At 70.3% G+C, this 20,344-nt stretch carries 18 protein-coding genes and 1 pseudogene; 4 read left to right on the forward strand and 15 right to left on the reverse strand.

Annotation, left to right across the window (positions count from 1 at the left end):
• Window position 1 precedes the first annotated feature (1 nt).
• The 11 genes and pseudogenes from HNR73_RS05800 to HNR73_RS05850 form a co-directional block, all read right to left on the reverse strand.
• Window positions 2–400, reverse strand: a pseudogene (locus HNR73_RS05800) (cytidine deaminase); the annotation flags it as partial.
• A gap of 124 nt (window positions 401–524) precedes the next feature.
• Window positions 525–1,805: an ABC transporter permease gene (locus HNR73_RS05805; protein WP_184786210.1), complete on the reverse strand. Its 1,281-nt coding sequence runs from the start codon at window positions 1,803–1,805 to the stop codon at window positions 525–527.
• 4 nt (window positions 1,806–1,809) lie between these two features.
• Complete coding sequence (locus HNR73_RS05810) at window positions 1,810–3,174, reverse strand: ABC transporter permease (protein ID WP_373316657.1); 1,365 nt, start codon at window positions 3,172–3,174, stop codon at window positions 1,810–1,812.
• Window positions 3,175–3,287: 113 nt separating this feature from the next.
• Window positions 3,288–4,910 carry an ABC transporter ATP-binding protein gene (locus HNR73_RS05815; protein WP_308441976.1) on the reverse strand — a complete coding sequence of 541 codons (1,623 nt, stop codon included), beginning with the start codon at window positions 4,908–4,910 and terminating at the stop codon, window positions 3,288–3,290.
• Between the two features lie 52 nt (window positions 4,911–4,962).
• The gene (locus tag HNR73_RS05820) at window positions 4,963–6,024 is read right to left on the reverse strand and encodes a BMP family lipoprotein (protein WP_184786211.1); all 1,062 of its coding nucleotides are present in this window, start codon (window positions 6,022–6,024) and stop codon (window positions 4,963–4,965) included.
• A gap of 308 nt (window positions 6,025–6,332) precedes the next feature.
• Window positions 6,333–7,391, reverse strand: a complete 1,059-nt coding sequence (locus HNR73_RS05825) for a BMP family lipoprotein (RefSeq protein ID WP_184786212.1) — start codon at window positions 7,389–7,391, stop codon at window positions 6,333–6,335.
• A gap of 134 nt (window positions 7,392–7,525) precedes the next feature.
• Complete coding sequence (locus tag HNR73_RS05830) at window positions 7,526–8,530, reverse strand: hypothetical protein (protein ID WP_184786213.1); 1,005 nt, start codon at window positions 8,528–8,530, stop codon at window positions 7,526–7,528.
• Window positions 8,527–9,051: a SigE family RNA polymerase sigma factor gene (locus tag HNR73_RS05835; protein ID WP_184786214.1), complete on the reverse strand. Its 525-nt coding sequence runs from the start codon at window positions 9,049–9,051 to the stop codon at window positions 8,527–8,529. Before HNR73_RS05835 ends, HNR73_RS05830 begins: the two co-directional genes overlap by 4 nt.
• Before the next feature lie 159 nt (window positions 9,052–9,210).
• The gene (locus tag HNR73_RS05840) at window positions 9,211–10,203 is read right to left on the reverse strand and encodes a hypothetical protein (protein ID WP_184786215.1); all 993 of its coding nucleotides are present in this window, start codon (window positions 10,201–10,203) and stop codon (window positions 9,211–9,213) included.
• Window positions 10,200–10,721 (reverse strand): SigE family RNA polymerase sigma factor, encoded by a 522-nt coding sequence (locus tag HNR73_RS05845; RefSeq protein WP_184786216.1) that lies wholly within the window; start codon window positions 10,719–10,721, stop codon window positions 10,200–10,202. The genes HNR73_RS05840 and HNR73_RS05845 overlap by 4 nt, the downstream gene beginning before the upstream one ends.
• A gap of 87 nt (window positions 10,722–10,808) precedes the next feature.
• Window positions 10,809–11,177 (reverse strand): hypothetical protein, encoded by a 369-nt coding sequence (locus HNR73_RS05850; RefSeq protein WP_184786217.1) that lies wholly within the window; start codon window positions 11,175–11,177, stop codon window positions 10,809–10,811.
• Window positions 11,178–11,323: 146 nt separating this feature from the next.
• Between HNR73_RS05850 and HNR73_RS05855 the strand changes: the two genes are divergently transcribed.
• Window positions 11,324–11,746, forward strand: a complete 423-nt coding sequence (locus HNR73_RS05855; RefSeq protein ID WP_184786218.1) for a hypothetical protein — start codon at window positions 11,324–11,326, stop codon at window positions 11,744–11,746.
• Here HNR73_RS05855 and HNR73_RS05860 read toward each other — a convergent pair.
• The 4 genes from HNR73_RS05860 to HNR73_RS05875 form a co-directional block, all read right to left on the reverse strand.
• Window positions 11,694–12,599 (reverse strand): YihY/virulence factor BrkB family protein, encoded by a 906-nt coding sequence (locus HNR73_RS05860; protein ID WP_184786219.1) that lies wholly within the window; start codon window positions 12,597–12,599, stop codon window positions 11,694–11,696. The two genes, HNR73_RS05855 and HNR73_RS05860, sit on opposite strands and share 53 nt — an antisense overlap.
• 2,113 nt (window positions 12,600–14,712) lie before the next feature.
• Window positions 14,713–15,231 (reverse strand): 2'-5' RNA ligase family protein, encoded by a 519-nt coding sequence (locus HNR73_RS05865; protein ID WP_184786220.1) that lies wholly within the window; start codon window positions 15,229–15,231, stop codon window positions 14,713–14,715.
• 17 nt (window positions 15,232–15,248) lie between these two features.
• A complete protein-coding gene (trpS, locus tag HNR73_RS05870) occupies window positions 15,249–16,262 on the reverse strand; it encodes a tryptophan--tRNA ligase (RefSeq protein WP_184786221.1) in 1,014 nt (337 codons plus the stop codon).
• A 74-nt stretch (window positions 16,263–16,336) separates the two neighbouring features.
• Window positions 16,337–16,828: a hypothetical protein gene (locus HNR73_RS05875; protein ID WP_184786222.1), complete on the reverse strand. Its 492-nt coding sequence runs from the start codon at window positions 16,826–16,828 to the stop codon at window positions 16,337–16,339.
• Between the two features lie 431 nt (window positions 16,829–17,259).
• On the opposite strand from HNR73_RS05875, the gene HNR73_RS05880 reads away from it, so the two are divergent.
• Genes HNR73_RS05880 through galK form a run of 3 tightly spaced genes read left to right on the forward strand, consistent with a single transcriptional unit; the run spans window position 17,260 to window position 20,323 of the window.
• Complete coding sequence (locus HNR73_RS05880) at window positions 17,260–18,033, forward strand: DeoR/GlpR family DNA-binding transcription regulator (protein ID WP_184786347.1); 774 nt, start codon at window positions 17,260–17,262, stop codon at window positions 18,031–18,033.
• A 44-nt stretch (window positions 18,034–18,077) separates the two neighbouring features.
• Window positions 18,078–19,163 carry a galactose-1-phosphate uridylyltransferase gene (gene galT, locus HNR73_RS05885; protein WP_184786348.1) on the forward strand — a complete coding sequence of 362 codons (1,086 nt, stop codon included), beginning with the start codon at window positions 18,078–18,080 and terminating at the stop codon, window positions 19,161–19,163.
• The gene (gene galK / locus HNR73_RS05890) at window positions 19,160–20,323 is read left to right on the forward strand and encodes a galactokinase (protein WP_373316652.1); all 1,164 of its coding nucleotides are present in this window, start codon (window positions 19,160–19,162) and stop codon (window positions 20,321–20,323) included. The genes galT and galK overlap by 4 nt, the downstream gene beginning before the upstream one ends.
• The last annotated feature ends 21 nt before the right edge of the window (window positions 20,324–20,344 follow it).

The following is a 20,344-nucleotide window of genomic DNA, read 5'->3' on the forward strand; positions in this document are numbered from 1 at the left end:
CCCTGGTGAGGTGGTCGGGGCCGAAGGCGCCCGGTAGTAGGTCGATGACGCGGACGGGGCCGTCGGCCGAGTCCACGAGGCATTCGGGGCCGCCGTGCTCGTAGAGGAGCTGGCGGCAGCGTCCGCAGGGGGTGAGGGGGTCGCCGCCGCCGTCGACGCAGGCCATGGCGATCAGGCGGCCGCCGCCGGTGTTGTGGACGGCGGAGACGAGACCGCATTCGGCGCAGAGCGTCAGGCCGTAGGAGGCGTTCTCGACGTTGCAGCCGGACACGACACGCGCGGTGCCGTCGTCGGCGACGACGAGCCCGGCGGCGCCCACGGGGTACTTCGAGTAGGGCGCGTAGGCGCGGCGCATCGCGGCGACGGCCTCGGTGCGCAGGTGGTTCCAGTCGATGTCCACGGCATACCTCCAGACATGATGCTCGCCCGCGGGGAGCGGGTGCGGGCCGGAACGGGGTGGAAAGGTGACGTGGCTTGCACACGCGAACGGCGCGGACCCGGGAGGTCCGCGCCGTTCGCCCGAGCTAGGACTTGACGTAGGGCACCCCGTCCGCCGCGGGTGCCCTCACCTTCCCGACGAGCCCGGCCACCGCGAAGATCGTCACGATGTAGGGCAGCATCGACAGGAACTGCGAGGGGATCGGCGAACCGCCTGGCATCGAGCTCAGGAAGATCTGCAGCTGGTCGGTGAACCCGAACAGCAGCGCCCCGAGCAGTGCGCCGATGGGGTTCCAGCGTCCGACGATGAGCACGGCGAGGGCGATGAAGCCCTTGCCGACGGTCATGTTCTTGTTGAACGCGATCGCCGAGCCGATGGTGAAGAACGCGCCGCCGACACCGGCGATGAGGCCGCCCATGAGCACGTTGCGGAACCGCACCCAGTTGACGCGCACGCCGACGGAGTCGGCCGCCGCGGGGTGCTCGCCGACCGCGCGGGTCCGCAGCCCGAAGGGCGTGTGGAACAGCGCGACGTAGACGATCACGACGAGGGCGATGGCGAAGTACGTGAAGATGTTCTGGTCGAACAGCGCGGGCCCGATGACGGGGATCTTCGACAGCAGCGGGATCGTCCACTCGCCGAGTTTCGGCGGGGCGTTGTACTTCTCGGCGGCCTGCTGCATGATCCGCTCGTACAGGAAGCCGGTGAGGCCGAGTGCGAGCAGGTTCAGCACGACGCCGAGGACCACCTGGTCGACCAGGTAGCGGATCGCCAGCACCGCGAGGAACAGCCCGATGAGGCAGCCGGCGAGCGCGCCGGCGATGAGCCCGGCCCAGGCGCTGGCGGTGAGCGTCCCGATGAGCGCGCCGGTGAAGGCGCCGACGAGGAACTGGCCCTCGATGGCGACGTTGATGACACCGGAGCGTTCACAGAGGACACCGCAGAGGGCGCCCAGGATGAGCGGGAGCGCCAGGAACAGCGCGCCCTGCATGGTCGCGGTGACGGGCAGGAACACGCCCGGCTTGGCGATGGAGAAGCACACGAACGCGAGCGTGAACCCGACGAGCGCGACGCCGGTGCCCCAGCCGAACAGGTTCCGTCCGGCGGGCGAGATCAGCGTGGCGCCGGCCAGGACGCACAGCGCGGCCAGGACGAACACGGTCGCGGCGGCGGGGAGCTTGACCTCGATGTCGGAGCCGGTCCAGAAGATCTTGAACACGGCGTCGGCGCCGTCGTCGACGCGCGTGCCGAGCCAGGCCGCGACGAGCCCGAGGACGACGTAGGCGATGCCGGCCTTGGAGGAGCGGGTCCAGAAGCCGTGCACGGCCTTCGACTCGGCGACCTCAGCGGTAGCGAGAGTGGTCATCGGTTCACCATCCCTTCGCCATGGTGAGGTCCATGCCCGCGCCCCGGGAGGTGCGCAGCCGGAAGATGGCCTTCACCAGCGCCGGGGCGGCGATGAAGATGACGATGAGCGCCTGGAGCACGGTCACCATGTCGACGGGGATGTCGGCGACGGTCTGCATCTGGACGCCGCCGGCCTGCATGGCCCCGAACAGCAGGCCGGACAGGACCACGCCGACGGGCTTCGCGCGGCCCAGGAGGGCCACGGTGATGCCGTCGAAGCCGACGTTGCCGACCACGGCCGGGGTGAGGGCGTGGGAGGTGCTCGACAGCATGATCACGGCGCCGCCGAGTCCGGCGAGCGCACCGGCGAGACCCATGGCCGTCGCGTAGGTGTTGGGGACGCCCATCCCGGCCGTGCGGGCCGCGTCGGGGTTCGCGCCGACGGTCCGCATCCGGAAACCGAGCGTGGAGCGGGTCAGCAGCCAGCCGACCACGCCCGCGGCGGCGACGGCGAACAGCACGCCCCAGTTGGCGCGCAGGTTCGCGTCGAGGAACAGGTTCGGCAGCCACGAGGTGTTGTCGACCGACTTGCTGATCGCGTCGGTGCGCTCCTCGGAGTGCACGAACTCCGTCGAGATCACCCACAGCAGGCCGTAGGCGGCGACGTAGTTGAGCATGATCGACGTGATGACCTCGTGGGCGCCGGTGCGGGCCTTGAGGATGCCGGGGATCGCGCCCCACAGCCCGCCGGCGAGCGCGCCGCCCGCCAGGGTGACGACGAGGTGGATCCCGAGGGGCAGGTCGAGGCCGAAGCCGACGACGGCGGCGCCGACGGCACCGGCGATCGCCTGGCCCTGGGCGCCGATGTTGAACAGGCCCGCGCGGAACGCCAGCGCCACGGCCAGACCGGTGAAGATCAGCGGAGCGGCGTTGGTGAGCGTGTTCGAGATGGGCCGCAGGACCGGTCCCCACTCCGATTCGCCGTTGAGGGCGAGGGAGAGCTGCTCGAAGTTGATGATCGCGCCCTGGAAGAGGGCGCTGTAGGCGTCGGCGACGGCCGTCCAGCTGGCGCTGAGGGCGTCTCCGGGGCGGGAGAAGAAGTAGGTGTACATGCCGCGGATCTCTTCATCGGAGACGATGATGAGGATCCCGCCGATGATCATCGCCAGGATCAGCGAGTACACGGTCACCATCACCGCGTTGGCGGTGACGAGGTAGCGCAGGAAACGGACCGGCCACGAGTGCGGCTTCTCCAGCGGGGGCGCCTCGACCTTGACGGTCTGGTCGGGCTGCGGGGCCACGCCCGCGGCGGCGGCCTCCAGGAGGGCCTCACGTTCGGCGGTCACCTCGCCCCGCTCGGTCTCCGGTTCGGCGTCCGGTGAGGACACGGCCGGTTCGGCGTGGGCGGCGTGCTCGCCGCCTTCGCCGCGGCGGTCCGGTGCGCCGTCCCCGGTCGTCTCGGGCGACTCGCCCTCACCGGGCGGTTCCACGGGCGGCTTGGTCACGCTCCCGGCTCCTCACTGGGGGAAGTCTCGCTGTCCTCGGTGACGCCCGCCATGAGGCGGCCGATCTTCTCGCGCGGGGTGTCGGGTCCGACGGTCGCCAGGATCTTGCCGCGGTACATGACCGCGACCCGGTCCGACAGGGCCAGGACCTCGTCGAGCTCGCTGGAGATGAGCAGGACCCCGGTCCCGGTGTCGCGCTCGGCGATGATCCGCTTGTGGATGAACTCGATGGAGCCGACGTCCACACCGCGCGTGGGCTGGGCCGCGACGAGCAGGTTCAGTTTGCGCGACATCTCCCGCGCGACGATGACCTTCTGCTGGTTGCCGCCCGACAGGCTCCCCACGGGGGCCCGCGACGACAGGGTCCGCACGTCGTACTCCTCGACGCGCTCGTCGGCGGTCTTGGCGATCACGTCGGGGTTGATGGTCAGCGAGTTGCCGAACGGGGCCCGGTTGTACTGGTTGAGCACCAGGTTCTCGGCGATCGAGAAGGACTTCACCAGGCCGTCGGCGCTGCGGTCCTCGGGCACGTAGCCGACACCGCTCTCGATGACCTTCGAGGTCTTCGAGTTGGAGATGTCGACGCCGTTGACGCGGATCGTGCCGGTCACCGCCGGGCGCAGCGCCATGATCGCCTCGGCGAGTTCGGTCTGCCCGTTGCCCTGGACGCCGGCGATGCCGAGGATCTCCCCGGCGCGCAGTTCCAGGTCGAGGCCGTCGACGGCGTGCTGACCGCGTTCGTCGGTCACGGTGAGGCCGGAGATGCTCAGGACCTCCTCGCCGGGGACGGCGGGGTCCTTGTCGACGGTGAGGCTGACCTCGCGGCCGACCATCATCGCGGCGAGTTCGTCCTCCGACGCGCTCGGCGCGGCCGTGCCGACGATCGTCCCGCGGCGGACCACGGTGATCTTGTCGGCGATGGCCTTGACCTCTTTGAGCTTGTGGGTGATGAACACGATGGACTTGCCGTCGTCGCGCAGCGTCCGCATGACCTCCAGGAGGTCCTCGATCTCGCCGGGGGTGAGCACCGCCGTCGGCTCGTCGAGGATGAGCAGGTCGCAGTCGCTGGTCAGCGCCTTGATGATCTCGACGCGCTGCTGGACGCCGACGGGGATGTCCTCGACGACGGCGTCGGGGTTCACGTCGAGGCCGTAGCGCTCGGAAAGCTCCCGCACCTCCCGCCGGGCGGCGCGCCGGTCCAGGAAGGCCAGGCCGGTGGTCTTCTCACGGCCCAGCATGATGTTCTCGGCGACGGTGAAGACCGGGACGAGCATGAAGTGCTGGTGCACCATGCCGATGCCGGCGCGCAGGGCGTCGCGGGGGCTGCCGAAGGTGCGCGGCACGTCGTCGATGAGGATCTCGCCCTCGTCGGGCGTCAGCAGCCCGTACAGGACGTTCATGAGCGTGCTCTTGCCGGCGCCGTTCTCGCCGAGCAGCGCGTGGATCTCGCCCGGCTCGACGATCAGGTCGATGTGGTCGTTGGCGACAAGCGCACCGAACTTCTTGGTGATGCCGCGCAGTTCGAGTCTCAGGGGAAAGCCCCTTCCGTGTGCCGTCCGCCGTCGGTGCAGAACAGGAAGATAACCGCCGTACCGGGTGCCGGTCACGAGGACCGACACCCGGTACGCATTGTAGGCGCGAAGTGACTACAGGTTCTTTGCTTGAGCCGTACTACGCGGCGGCGGGCTGAACCTTGGACTCGATCGCGACCTTGCCGTCGATGAGGTCCTGCTTCAGCTGGTCGAGCTCGCCCTGGAGCGTGGCGTCGACCATGGACGCCTTCTCCTGGAACGCGGCGAGCGAGACGCCCTGGTTCTGGAGCGTGCCGACGTAGTGGCCGCCCTTGGTGCCGCCCTTGGCGGCGACGACGGCGTCGGTCACCGCGGCCGGGATGTTCTTCTCGGCGGTGGAGAGGAAGACCGAGCAGTAGTCGGCGAGGCTCTTGCAGCCGTCGACGTCGACCCAGATCACGCTCAGCTTGTCGGGGTTCTCCTTGGCGACGTTCGCCGAGCCGACCCCGGTGCCACCGGCGACGGGGAAGATGATGTCGGCGCCCTGGGACACGAAGGTGTCGGTGAGGCTCTTGCCCTTCTGCTGGTCGATGAAGCTCTCCGCGAAGGAGCCCTCCTGCTTGGCCGGGTCCCAGCCGAGCACCTCGACCTTGGCGCTCTTGACCTTGTTGTAGTGGGCGACGCCCTCGGCGAAACCGTCCATGAAGATCGTCACGGGGGCGATCTTGAGACCGCCGTAGGTGGCGACCTTGCCGGTCTTGGAGGTGGCGGCGGCGAGGTAGCCGGCCATGAAGGAGTTCTGCGCGGTGTTGAACTCCATGGAGTACACGTTCGGCAGGTCGAGCTTGGCGTCGACGATCGCGAACTGCTGGTTCGGGTTCGCCTCGGCGAGCTTCTTGGTCGCGTCGAACATCAGTCCGCCGACGGCGACGATGAGGTCGCAGCTGCCGTCCACGGCCGCCTGGAGGTTCGGCTCGTAGTCGGCTTCGGAGTTCGACTGGGTGTAGTCGACCTTGATGCTCGCGTCACGCGTCGACGCGTCCTGCATGCCCTGCCAGGCCGAGGTGTTGAACGACTTGTCGTCAACGCCGCCGAGGTCGGTGACCATGCAGCCCTTGAACTCGGAGCCGGACGAACCGGCGTTGTTCTCTTCGGGGGCCTTACCACACGCGGCGACGGTGAGCATCAGACCACCGCTGGCCAGCGCGACGATCAGCTTCATTGCAGGACGCACCCTGCGTCTCCCTTCCCTGATGGCCACACGCGTCGCGGTGGTCCAAGGGCGGAAGCATAGTGGTGTTAAGCGACTGGGCACAGTGTTGAGTCCGATTCGTCGGCGAGTGGTTACCGAGGCGTAATCGAAGGCGCGGAACGGACCCCGTGCGCGGCCCGGGCGGCGACTCGCCGCGTCGTCGCGACGCTCGCGGACGAGACCGGTACGCGTCGTCGCGATCTCGTGCCCATGGCCGGCGGCGGACTCGGCCGCCCGCCGGCCATGGGATGGGACTCGTGCCGCCTCGGCGGCCGGCCTCAGGCCGGCTGCGACGGCGAGGTGATCTGGATCGTACCCGCGGTGATGTCGGCGCCGACCTGCTCGACCTCGGCCTTCAGTTCGGCCGGGACCTTGCCGTCGAAGTCGTGGAAGGGCGCGATCCGCACGCCCTGGTTCTCCAGGGTGCCGACGTAGGAGCCCGAGCGGGGGCTGCCCTTGGCGGCGTCGACGACCGACTGCGAGACGACCGTCGGGATCTCCTTGACGACGCTGGTGAGGAAGAACTTGCAGTAGTCGGGGGCGGCGTCGCAGCCGTCGAAGTCGACCCAGACGAGGCTGAGACTCCCGCCGTTGTCGGCGGCGACGTTGGCCGCGCCGAGGGAGGAGTTGCCCGCGACGGGCATGACGATGTCGGCGCCCTGGGACAGGAAGTTCGCGGTGAGGTTCTTGCCGGCGGTCTGGTCGGCGAAGCTGTTGGCGAAGCTGCCGTTCTGCTTGGCCTCGTCCCAGCCGAGGAGGTCCACGGTCGCCGACTTCTGCTTGTTGTAGTACTCGATGCCCTCGGCGAAGCCGTCCATGAAGATCGTGACCGGCGGGATGTTCAGTCCGCCCCACGTCGCGACCTTCTTCGACTGGGACATGCCCGCGGCGAGGTAACCGGCCTGGAAGGCGGCCTGCGCGGTGTTGAACTGCATCGAGTACACGTTCGGCAGGTCGATCTTGGCGTCGACGATCGCGAAGTGCGTGTCCGGGTTGGCCTTGGCGATCTTCTCGGTCGCGTCGGCCATGAGGCCGCCGACGGCGATCACGATGCCGCACTTCTGGTCGACGGCGGCGTTGAGGTTCGGCTCGTAGTCGGCCTCGGTCGTCGAGGCGACGTAGGACGGGTCGACGTCGCCGTCGGCGGTCTTGGCGTCCTGGAGGCCCTTCCACACCGAGGCGTTGAAGGAGCGGTCGTCGACGCCGCCGGTGTCGGTGACCATGCAGGCCTTGAAGGAGCCCCCGCTGCCGCCGTCGTCATCGGAGGGCGCGCTGCCGCACGCGCTGAGCAGCAGCATTGTCCCGGCCAGGATCCCGGCCCCCGCACGTACCCGCATCGCTACCCCCGTTTGACCTGGTTTGTCGGCATGGTCATGGTAGGCGGCGACGAGGTCCACTGTGGGCGACATGGTGTCTTTTGCATGGAGAACCCCGCGGGTGGTCCGTTCCCGCGGGGTGGATCGAGGTGCGGTTACCCGGTGAGCCCGTCGCCGGAGAGCGCGACGGCCAGGTCGAGCAGGGCGGCCGGGTCGAGCGTCGGTTCGGCCGGTTCGGATTCGAGCGCCGTCGCGGCGTCGCTGAGCACGATCGCCGAGCCGTTCCGGGCGTAATAGACCGCGTAGGCCTCCGTGCTCTCCCATTCGGGACCGCTGATCTGCTTGGTGACCTTCAGGCCCGAGCCGCCCATGGCGACGCGGCACTCGGGGTCGATCGTGAGGACGTGTCCCAGCTGGATGGTGATCTCACCGGTCTCGCAGCGCGCGAGATCGAAGAAGCCGGGGCCGCCGGGGCTCGGGATCTCGAAGTCGGTCGGGCCTTCGTAGGCCAGCTCGTCGGGCCGGGTGAAGCTCCCGGCGGGCCAGATGCGGACGTTGAGGTTGTCCAGCACGTTCCCGTCCGTGGAGAGGGCGAGGTCGTTGCGGTCGCCGAAGCCGGGAGTCTGCAGCGACAGCAGCGGCACCTCCAGTCCGACCGGCTCGGTGTCGTCGAGGTCGCTGCCGCCCTTGCCGTCCCTGATGTGCTCGGCCAGGACGGCGGTCTCCTCAAGGAACTCCGCGCGCGGGCCGGACACGTTGAGACCGTAGTTCGCCGACAGCCACGCCCACATCCGCTCGGTGATCGCCTGGGTCTCGCCGGTCTGCGGTCCGTCGATGTTGCGTTGCCAGTAGTAGTTCTTGTCGTGGTCGAGCTCGGGGAGCTCGTAGCGCGGCGGCTCCACGACCTTCTCCGAGGCCACGGCGCTCGGTGAGGCCCCGGCGCCGGTGCTGGGGACGCCTCCGCTTCCCCCCACCGTGTTCATCGCCAGGCTGATCGCCACGGCCACCGCCGCGACACCCGCCAGCGCGCCCCCGCCCGCGGTGTAGCGCCGCCTGCCGAGCCTGCGCCGCCCGGCCTCGACGGCCGTGTCGCCGTTCAGCGCGGTCGGCTGCGCCGGTGGCAGTGCGCTGTTCAGCAATTCCTTGATCTCGTCGTTCATCGTCGAACCCCTTCGGTCTGCTGCGATCGTTTCTCTTCGAGCAGACCGCGCAGCGCCTGCAGTCCCCGCGCGGTGTGACTCTTGACCGTCCCGGTCGAGCAGCGCATGATCTCCGCCGTCTGCTCGACCGACCTGTCCTCCCAGAACCGGAGGACCACGACCGCCCGCTGCTTCGTCGGCAGCTTGGCGAGCGCGGACAGGACCGCGATCCGTTCGGCGCCCAGTACCGCCGGGTCGGCCGTCGCCGCGTCCGGTGGGACCAGGGTGCTCCGCTCTCGGCGGAACCACGCGCGGCGCCATTCGTCCTTGACCGCGTTGATGAGGATGCGACGCGAGTAGGCGTCGGCGGAGCCCTTCGCCGTCTTCGGCCAGACGACGTACAGCTTGCTCAACGTCACCTGCACGGCGTCCTCGGCGCGATGCCAGTCGCCGCAGACGAGGAAGGCGAAGTTGCGCAGCCGGTCCAGTCTCCCGGCGACGAACTCCCGGAACTCCGCCTCTTCCCGCTCGCTGTGTCTCATGCGTCCTCTATTCGCCCGCGGAACCTGTCGGGGGTACGTACGGGCGTGCCCGGGCGAAGGGTTGTCACGGGCGCGGGGGTTTCCCGCGTGAGGTTAGCCGGGGACGCGGGAAACCCCCGCGAGCCGAGGCTCGCGGGGGTGGGTGTGCCTGTGCGGGGGTTAGAGCACGGGTTCCAGCGGGAGGGCCTGGGCCATGGCGAGCAGGTCGGTGAAGCCGAGACTCAGGTCCTGCCCGGAGTCGCCGGTGTCCCGGACGGTCACGGCACTGCCGTCGACGCGGTAGAGCACGAGCTTGCGGGTCGTGATCGCGTGCTCGGTGCCGGGCTGTGAGACCTCGGTGACCTCGATGTAGCGCTCGTTCTTGGCCGTGGCCTTCTCGATGCACTCGACGTCGACCTCGACGGTCTGCCCGGCCTGGGCGCCGTCGGTGCGGTCCTCGCAGCCGAGCAGGTCGAAGACGCCCGCGCCGCCCTTGGCGGAGCCCGGACCGGGGCCTTCGAGACCGTCGGTGAAGTCACCGGGTGCGCGCACGTCGATGTAGAGCGCCTCGAAGCCGCCGTTGCCGTTGCCCCACTGGACGAGGCCGTCGTCGGTCTGGTGGGCGACGAAGTTCAGGTGCAGCCGGTAGAAGACCTGCTCCTCGGCGACCTCGTAGGCACCCGAGGTGTCCCGCAGGGCTTCCGGCGTGGCGACCAGTTTGAGGTCCATCCGGCCGAAGTCCATGGTGTCGCCGGTGTAGCCGCCGAACTCCTGGTCGAGGAGTTCGTAGAAGGCGCCGGTGTACTTGGCGCTGCTCTCGGTCTTCTCCGGCGTGTTCTCGGTGATGTTGCCCTGGTCGTCCCAGAAGACCTCGTCGAGCCACGTGTAGTACAGGTCCGGGTCGAGTTCGGGCAGCGCCTCCCGCGGGGTCGCCGCGTTGGTCCCGGGTCCGGGGTCCGACGGGTCACCGCCCTTGGCGGGGGCCATGATCCCCGGCAGGGCCACCATCGCCGCCGCGACGATCGCGACGACCCCGGTGGTCAGTCCCCCGACGGCGAGCCGCCGCCGCGACAGTGCCCCGTGGCCGCGTTTGAGCGCGGCGTCGGCGTCGAAGGCCGGCAGGGACTCGTGCCCGGCCGTGGTGTCCAGTAGTTCCTTGATGTCCTTGGTCATGCGACCACTCCTTCGGCCCGCGTCGATTCGACTTCTTCGAGCAGGCCGCGCAGCTTTTCGAGCCCCCGCGCGGACTGGCTCTTCACCGTTCCGGGCGAGCAGCGCAGAATCTCCGCGGTCTGCTCGACCGACCGGTCCTCCCAGAAACGGAGGACCACGACCGCCCGCTGCCGCGTGGGCAGCCGGGCGAGCGCCGACAAGACCGTGAGGCGGACCGCCCCGGCGTCCGCCGAGGCCGCCGGTGGCGGCTCGGGGAGTGCCTGGGACACGCGTTCCCGCCGGAACCAGGCGCGCCGACGGTCCTCGTTGACCACGTTCACCAGGATTCTGCGGACGTAGGCCTCGGTGTTGAGCTTGGAGGCGCGGGTCCAGACGACGTAGAGCTTGGTCAGCGCCGTCTGGACGGCGTCCTCGGCCCGGTGCCAGTCACCGGTCAGCAGATATCCGAAGCGGCGGAGTCCGTCGACGCGCGCCACCACGAACTCACGGTATTGCGCGTCTCTTTCAGCACGTCGCATCGAGTTCCTCTCCCGAACTTGTCGCCCCTATCAATGGGTGCGGGCGCCGGGGAGGTTGCACGGGGGTGGAAGGAGTTTCCGGGGCGGTCAGCGCCAGAAGGTGGCCACCGCGGCGTTGCCGAGGGTCAGGACCACGATGCCGAGGAAATGTCCCTTGTGGACAATGGCACCCTCGGGACCTTTGCGCTTGCGGAAGTAGGGGACCAGGACCATGATCCCGATCAGCAGGGCGACGACGCCCTTGACGGCGAGCTTGGCGGGGTCGGGCTTGTCGGCCTCGTCGCGGCCGAGCGGCGCCGACAGCAGGATGCCGGTGACCAGCTGGATGGTCGCGCCCCAGGCCATGGTCGAGTTGACCCGGAACTTGCCGCCGAAGTACTGGACGATGGCGCCGCCGAGCAGTACCGCGAACCCAATCAGATGTGCGTACCTCAGGATGAGCCGTAGAGTCTCCATGGCAGGGCAGTATGCCAGAGGTTCTACGTGGCGTCGAAGTCGATGGAGCTCCACCGTCGGCAAGATCTTCGGCACATTCCTTGGCACGCCTGCCTGACGGTGGTGATGACAGTCGATAGCGTATGCGTATGCAAAGGGGGTCGGGCATGCGGACGCAGGGCACAGTGAAGCGGCGGTCACTGCTCGGATCCCTCTCCTTTGTGGCGCTCACCGTCGTCGGCTGCGCGGCCATGCTGCTGCCTTCGGCGCTGTCCGGACGCGGTGGGGCCGATCAGGCGCCGCCGTTCTCCCTGGTCGACGACGCCGGTGGTGGTTCGGAGTCGCCGGGGAGCGAGCCGAGTTCGGCGCCCAGTACGCACACGCCCACGCCCGGGCCGGGAAACCCGATGCCCGGTGGCGAGGAGGGCGACGGCAAGGCGCCCGCGGAAGGCGGCGGGGGCGGTGGCTTCGGCGAGATGTCCTTCGGCGTGCAGACCGCGTTGTCGCTGGGGCTCGTCGCGATCTTCGCGCTGTTCCTCATTCCGGGTCGTCGGCCACCACGGTCGGCGGGCGGGCGGACAGGTCGATGACCTTCCCTCTGCGGGAGGTCGCCGTCCACGCGGCGGCGAACATCAGCGTCTGATTGAACAGCTGGAGGAACACCAGTAGCCCGACGGTGCCGGTGACCAGCTGGTAGGCCGGGTTGTGTTCGACGCGGGTGATGTAGAAGCGGCCGACGGTCTTGATCAGTTCGAGGCCGACCGCGACCCAGATCGCCGGGAAGAGCACGCGCGCCGGGCGCATCGCGAGGCGCGGGAGCACGGTGAGCAGGGCGGTCGCGAGGACGGTGTTGATGGCCATGCCGACGAAGACCTCGCCGAAGGTGGCGATCCAGCCGTAGCCGTCGCCGACGGAGGCGTTGACGGTCCAGTTGAGACCGGTTTCGACGATCGTGCCGATGCCGAGGGTGACGGCGAGCAGGATGCCGAGGGCGGCGAGGACGCCGAGGTCGACGAGCCAGCGCAGGATGGGGTGGCCGGGTTCGGGTTCGAGGCGCCAGACGGCTCGCACGGAGGAGCGCAGGGCCTGTACCCAGGCGATGCCGGTGATGATGAAGCCGATGAGGGCGATGATGCCTACGGTGCCGCGCGCGGAGACGATCTGGGAGACGTCGATGGTGGGGAGGTTCGTGGTGAGCCATTCCTCGACGGTTTCGAGGACTTTGGAGTTGGCGTCGAGGACGAAGCCGAGTCCGGAGAAGGCGGCGAGCAGGAGCGCGAAGGCGGCGAAGAAGGCGTAGTAGGAGATGCCGGCGGACAGGAGTCCGCCCTGGGTGTCCCAGAACCGGTCGATGGCGCGGCTGAAGTGGTCGACGCGCGGCGACCACTTGCGCAGGCGCATCCACATTCGCTCGGCCGCGTCGACCGGATCGGGAAACCTCATGCGCCCATCATCGGGCAGGCGAGCCAGCCGCGCGGGGAGCCCCGCTCGAAACCCGGCGGGTCGCGGGGGGAGGCGGGGGCGGGCTGGGACGATTTGCGGGGAAGGTCGGGGTGGGGAGCGCGAGGGCGGGTGGTGGGGGGGCTCGGGTGGGCGGGTGGTGGGGGGCGCGAGGGCGGGTCTGGCTTCGCGGGTTGGTCGGGGCGGGAACCCGGCCGCGGCTCCGCGGCTCGCACGGGCCGGGAACCGGCTGCGGCCTTCCCGCTTCGGGTGAGTCTCGCTTCGCTCGCCCGCTCACGCTGGGGACTCAGCCGCGTTTCCGCGCCCTGGCCGGGGACCCGGCACCGGCGGCGGGCCGCAGCCCGATCCCATACCCGGCAGGCGGTTTCGTTCGCGCCGCCCAAACAAGCACAGGCCCTTCAAGTTCACCCACTCAAGGCCGGGAACCCAAGTCGCCGGTCCCGCAGGCCGAGCGGCGCTTCGCTTGCCGCCCCCGCCCCGCCGGTGGCGCGGCTCCGCGAGCGGGAGTGCCGCTTCGCGGGTTGCTCGGGCCGGGAACCCAACCGCGGCTCCGCGAGCGCGAGCCCGGCTTCGCGTTCCGTCCCAGACCGGGAACCCGCCGCGGTCTCTCGACGCGTGAGTCTCGCTTCGCGGCTCACCCACGCCGGGGACCCGGCCGCAGCCGTCCCGCCCACAGCTTGTCTCGCTTCGCTCACCCACGCAGGCCGGGAACCCCGGCCGCGTTTCCGCGCCCTGGCCGGGGACCCGGCACCGGCGGCGGGCCGAGCCCGATCCCATGCCTGTCAGGCGGTTTCGTTCGCGCCGCCCAAACAAACACAGGCCCTTAAAAGCTCACCCACTCAAGGCCGGGAACCCAAGGCACGCCCCCGCCAAGCGCGCGTCTCGCTTCGCTCGCTGCTCCCGCCAAAGGTTCAGCGTCCGGCCCGCATGTCCCGCTTCGCGGCTTCCGTGGTCCGGGGACACGGCCGCAACGGGCCCGCCTGCGCGAGTCTCGCTTCGCCCGCCCAGGCAGGCCGGGCACCCGCCCGCAGCCTTCCCGCCCGGGCGAGTCTCGCTTCGCTCCCCACGCAGGCCGGGAACCCGGCTCCGTGTCCGCGCCCAGGCTGGGGACCCGGCACCGGCGGCGGGCCGCAGCCCGATCCCATACCCCTCAGGCGGCTTCGTTCGCGCCGCCCCAACAAGCACAGGCCCTTAAAAGCTCACCCGCAAACGTCGGGAACCCGGCCGCAGCCGTCTCGCGACGGGCGAGTCTCGCTTCGCTCGCCCGATCACGCCGGGGACCCAGCCGCAGCCGTCTCGCCCACAGCTTGTCTCGCTTCGCTCGCCCACACAGGTCCGGGACCCGAGACACGACCTCGCGAGCGCGTGTCTCGCTTCGCTCGCCCGCCCCCGCCGGGGACCCGGCCGCGTTTCCGCGCCCAGGCCGGGGACCCGGCACCGGCGGCGGGCCGAGCCCGATCCCATACCCCTCAGGCGGCTTCGTTCGCGCCGCCCAAACAAGCACAGGCCCTTCAAACCGCACCCACCAAGACCGGGAACCCGGCCGCAGCCGTCTCGCGACGGGCGAGTCTCGCTTCGCTCGCCCGCTCACGCCGGGGACCCAGCCGCAGCCGTCTCGCCCACAGCTTGTCTCGCTTCGCTCGCCCGCTCAGGCCGGGGACGCGGCACCGGCGGCGGGCCGCAGCCCGATCCCATGCCTGTCAGGCGGTTTCGTTCGCGCCGCCCAAACAAGCACAGGCCCTTAAAACCTCACCCACCAACACCGGGAACCCGGCCGCAGCCGTCTCGCGACGGGCGAGTCTCGCTTCGTTCACCCACAACCCAAGACACGACCCCGCGAGCGCGCGTCTCGCTTCGCTCGCCCGCTCACGCCGGGGACCCGACCTGCGCGGTCTCCCGGTGCGCGAGTCTCCCTTCGCGGCCCCCGCCCCCTGGGAACCCCTGCCGCACCCGTCCCTCGCTGCGTGAGCCCCGCTTCGCGCCCCACCCACGCCGGGAACCAGAGCCCTTCCCTACCCGCTCCCCTCGGCGGTCGGCGGTCGGCGGTCGGCGGTCGGCGGTCAACGCTCAACGCTCAACGCTCAACGCTCAACGCTCAACGCTCAACGCTCAACGGGAACCGTCGCTGCACCCTCCAGACCCCGTCTCCCCAGTGCGCGTACAGCACGAACTCGCTCACGCCGAATCTCGCCTCGTATCCGGCGAGTTGGTCGTAGACGCGGTCGGCCTGCTCTGGCGCGACGTCGTGCGCGACTGTCACGTGCGGGTGGTACGGGAAGCGTGCCTCGTATGTGAGCGGTCCGGTCCGCACCGACGCGGCGAGTCGTTCGCATTCGCTGATGCCGGCGGCGACGGCCACGAACACCACTTCGGTGATCGGCCGGAAGGTCCCGGTTCCTCGCAGGTGGAGGGTGAAGGGCGCGTGGCGTACGGCGACGCGCGCCAGGTGTTCTTCGACGCCGCCCATGGCGGTGTCGGCGATCTCGACGGGCGCGAGGAGGGTCACGTGCGTCGGCACGCCTTCGGCCTGCGGGTCGCCGGTTGCCATCCGGTGCTCGCGCAGTTCGCTCCCCCATGGTTCCGGCACCGCGATGGCGACCCCGATCTTGGCCACGGACACCCCACCCGTCTCTAGTCGCGCACGGGCTGCGCGAACCCGACCTTGTCGTACACGTCCGCGAGGGTCGCGGTGGCGACCGCTCGGGCCTTGCGCGCGCCTTCGGTGAGCAGCTTGTCGAGCTGTGCCGGGTCGGCGAGGTATTCCTCGGTGCGCCGCGCGATGGGGGCGATGGCCTCGACGACGACGTCGGCGAGGTCGCCCTTGAAGTCGCCGTACCCCTTGCCCTGGTAGCGGGCTTCCAGTTCGGGGATCGTGACGCCCGCGAGCACGGAGAAGATGGTGAGCAGGTTGGCGATGCCGGGCTTGTTCTCCTCGTCGAAGACGATCTCACGGCCGGTGTCGGTGACGGCGGAGCGGATCTTCTTCGCGGCGGCTTTGGGCGTGTCGCGCAGGTCGACGATGCCGGCGGGCACGGAGTTCGATTTCGACATCTTCGCCGTCGGGTCCTGCAGGTCGCAGATCTTGGCGGTGTCCTTGACGATGTGCGGTTTGGGGAGCCGGAAGGTCTTGCCGAAGGTCTTGTTGAAGCGCCCGGCGAGGTCGCGGGTGAGTTCGAGGTGCTGGCGCTGGTCTTCGCCGACGGGGACCTCGTCGGTGTCGTACAGCAGGATGTCGGCGGCCTGCAGGATCGGGTAGGTGAACAGCCCGACGCTGGCGCGTTCCTGTTTGGCGGACTTGTCCTTGAACTGGGTCATGCGGCTGGCCTCGCCGAAACCGGTGATGGCGCCGAGGACCCAGGAGAGCTGGGTGTGCTCGGGGACCTGGGATTGGACGAAGAGGGTGCAGCGGTCGGGGTCGAGTCCGATCGCGAGGAGCTGCGCGGCCGACGCGCGGCGGCGGCGGACGAGCGCCTCCGGGTCGTGCCCGGCGGTGATGGCGTGGAGGTCGACGACGCAGTAGAAGGCGTCGTGGGTGTCCTGCATGGCGACCCATTGGCGGAGGGCCCCGAGGTAGTTGCCGAGGTGGAAGGACTCGGCGGTGGGCTGAATGCCGGAGAGGACCCGGGGGATGCGCGACTCGACCATGGGCTGAATTCTGTCAGGTCGTTCACCGGGGCGGTGGCGCCGGTGTGCGTCACCGCCCCGGTCACGCCGTGGGTCTAGACCGGCGGCGCCACGCCGCCGAGGCAGCTGCCGCCGACGAGCGCGGTGACGGTCGTCGACAGGTCGGCGGCCGCGGCGGCCGCCGCGGTCAGGTCCGGGCCGTCGACGTTGACGACGGCGGCGAGCACCGCCGACACGTTGAGGTTGAGGTCGACGGCGAGTTCGACGCACAGGGTCACGTCGGCGCCCGGTTCGGGAACGCCTGGAAGGCAACCGCCGCCGCCGAGGGCCGCGACGGCTCCTTGGACGTCGAGTGCCGCGGCGAGCGGGTCGCCGCCGACCGGGAGGCCGGGCAGGTCGGCCCCGTCCCGTACGGGCACCGCGACCGCCGTGGTCAACGCGGTGACCGCGGCCTGCAGGTCCGCGGTCAGCGCGGCGCAGTCCGCCGCCGGCGGGTCCTCCGCCGACGCGATCGCCGGGGCGAAGACAGCACCCGTGATCGCGGCGGACAGGGCTACCGCGGCGACCCGTTTCGAGAACGTACGCATGTGGATTCCACCCTTTCCTCGTCTTCCTCGTGGGACGGGCCGCCCGGGCGTGCTCCGCGCGTGTGACGCGGGACACTGAGCGACCCCACCGCTACGAACCGTAGTGGGGATGAGGGGGGCGAACATCGACGAATCGAAACATTGGCCTGTTTGCGCCGTTCGCGCGCCGGAGGCCGGCGGAGACCGCGCCGCTCCCACCGGATTCCGCGACAACCCCACCCCGCCCCCAACAAACCCGCCCACGTCCCAAGCCCCCGGGACGTGCGCGTTCGAGCCCGAATGCGCAAGATCGGCGCTGAATATCGGATCGCCAGGCATCAGGCACCGCAAAGGGTGCGCGAATGATGCGCGCACGCTCACCGTTGGCATGTTCGGTCATGTTGGTTTACTCTCGCAGGATCGTGTCACCCGATCCCGCCCCCGGGGGAGCCATGCTCGCGCAACAACGTCAGGCCATCATCGCCGAGCGCGTCCGCCGCGACGGCGCGGTGCGGGTGAGCGAACTCGTCGCCGAGTTCGGCGTCTCGGACATGACGATCCGGCGCGACCTGGAACAGCTGGCCGAGCGCGGCCTCGTCGCGAAGGTGCACGGCGGCGCCACGGCCGTCGACATCGGAGCCACCGACGAGCCCGGTTTCGCCGCCAAGTCGGTCCAGCAGAAGGCCGAGAAGGAGGCCATCGCGCGAGCCGCGGCGGGGCTGGTCAAGCCCGCGACGGCGATCGCGCTGTCGGGCGGCACGACGACCTGGACCCTCGCCCACCACCTGCTGTCCGTCCCGAGCCTGACCGTCGTGACGAACTCCGTCCCGGTCGCCGACGTCTTCTACCGCTCGGGCCGCGCCGACCAGACCGTCATCCTCACCGGCGGTATCCGCACGCCCTCCGACGCGCTCGTCGGCCCCTTCGCCACGGCCTCCCTGGCGACCATCAATGTCGACGCCCTCTTCCTCGGCGTCCACGGGTTCAGCGTGCGGGCGGGTTTCACCACGCCCAACATCGCCGAGTCCGAGACCGACCGCGCGATGGTCGCCGCCGCCCGTCGCCTCATCGTGCTCGCCGACCACACCAAGTGGGAGATGGTCGGCATTCGCACGATCGCGGAACTGACCGACGCCGACGTGCTGGTGAGCGACTCGGGCCTGCCCGAGCCGTCTCGCGCGGATCTCCGCGAGCACGTCGGCGAGCTGATCGTGGCCGAGGCGTGAAACGCGCGCGGTCCGGGAACGAAGGCGCCACGGCATTGTCCACTTTGACCAGTGTTCACCGCTCGACCACGTCGCTCGCCGACGGCCGCGAGCTGCACTACTTCGACGCCGTGGCCGACTCCGGCCGCGCGTCCTTCGCGGACGGCCGCACGCTGCCGCCGCGTCCACCGGTCGGCGAGATGCGCTACGACGCCCTGCGCGACGAGTGGGTCGCGGTCGCCGCGCACCGGCAGACGCGGACCTTCCTGCCCCCGGCGAGTGAGTGTCCACTGTGTCCGTCGACGGCGTCGCGGTCCACCGAGATCCCCGCCCCCGACTACGAAGTGGCCGTCTTCGAGAACCTCTTCCCCTCGTTCTCCGGTCCGGCCGGCACGACGCTCGACGCCGCCGGGCCGTCACCACGCCGGCCGGCGGCCGGGCGTTGCGAGGTCGTGTGCTTCACCCCCGACCACGGCTCCTCCTTCGCCTCCCTTGAGCCGCGCCAGGTCCGGGTCGTGATGGAGGCGTGGGCCGACCGCACCGCCGCACTGTCCGAACTGGACGGTGTCGAGCAGGTCTTCTGCTTCGAGAACCGGGGCGAGGAGATCGGCGTGACGCTGCATCACCCGCATGGGCAGATCTACGGCTATCCCTTCGTCACCCCGACGACCCGCCGCATGCTCGCCTCGGCCGAGACGCACCTGCTGCGCACCGGCCGCAACCTCTTCGCCGACGTCCTGGCGGCCGAGTCTGCCGGGGAGCGCGTCGTCGCCGCCAACGAGCACTGGACGGCCTTCGTGCCGGTCGCCGCGCGCTGGCCTTTCGAGGTGCACCTGTACCCGCACAGTCACGTCCCGGACCTGCCCGCACTGTCCGATATGGAGCGTGAGGCCTTCGGGCCGGTGTACCTGGAGGTGCTGCGGCGCCTCGACGCCGTCTTCGGCGTCCCGATGCCCTACATCTCCGCGTGGCACCAGGCGCCGGTGCGCACCGGACGCGACCTGTCCTACGCGCACCTTCAGCTGCACAGCGCCCGGCGGGCACCGAACAAGCTGAAGTTCCTGGCCGGTTCGGAGTCGGCGATGGGCGCGTTCGTCAACGACATCACGCCCGAGCAGGCCGCGCGGATGCTGCGGGAGGCCGTACTGTGACCGCCTCCGCGACCGGTCTGCGGGCCGCCGAGTCCTTCATCGCCGCCTACGGCCGTGTACCCACCGTCCGCTGGGCCGCGCCGGGCCGCGTCAACCTGATCGGCGAGCACACCGACTACAACGACGGTTTCGTGCTCCCGTTCGCCCTGCCGCACAACGTCGTCGCGGCCGCCGCGAAAGTGCCGAATCCCGTGTGGACGGTCGTCTCGGAGGGCATGGACGAGCGCGTCACGTTCACCGTCGACGACCTCGAACCCGGCAAGGTCGAAGGCTGGGCCGCCTACGTCGCGGGCGTCGTGTGGGCCCTGCGCGAGGCCGGGCACGAGATCGGCGGCGCCGATCTGGCGCTGGCCTCGGACGTGCCGGTCGGTTCGGGGCTGTCGTCATCGGCGGCCCTGGAGTGTTCGGTCCTGGGTGCCCTGTGCGCGCTGTACGGCGTGGACATCCCCGAGGACGACCGCCCGGCGCTGGCGCAGCGCGCGGAGAACGTCTACGTCGGCGCGCCGACCGGGATTCTCGACCAGTCGGCCTCGATCCGTTGCCGTGAAGGGCATGCGCTGTTCCTGGACTGCCGGACCGGCGAGGCCGAGCACGTGCCTTTCGACTTGGCCGCGCGCGGTCTGACGATGCTCATCATCGACACGCGCGCGCCGCACAGGCACGTCGACGGGGAGTACGCCGCCCGCCGCGCCGACTGCGAGAAGGCCGCCGACGCGCTGGGGCTGCGAGCCCTGCGGGACCTGACGCTGGATGGTCTCGACGACGCTCTCGCCCGGCTCGATTCGCCCGTGGCGCGACGCCGGGTGCGCCACATCGTGACCGAGAACCAGCGCGTCCTGCACACCGTCGGCGTGCTGCGCGACGGCGTCGAGCCGCGCAGGCTGGGCGAGTTGCTGACGGAGTCGCACGCGTCGATGCGCGACGACTACGAGATCACCGTCGGCGAGGTCGATCTGGCGGCCGAGGCGGCCGTCGCGGCGGGCGCCTACGGCGCGCGGATGACCGGTGGCGGCTTCGGTGGTTGCGTGATCGCGTTGTGCGACACGGACAAGACCGCGGAGATCTCGGCGGCGGTGCACAAGGCCTTCGTGGCGGCGGGGTATACGCCGCCGGCGGCGTTCCCGGCGACGGCCTCGGCGGGAAGCCGGGGGCTGGGGTAGGGGTGGGGCGCCGACGGGGGT

Origin of the sequence: Phytomonospora endophytica (assembly GCF_014202425.1) — a bacterium.
GTDB classification, from domain to species: Bacteria; Actinomycetota; Actinomycetes; order Mycobacteriales; family Micromonosporaceae; genus Phytomonospora; species Phytomonospora endophytica.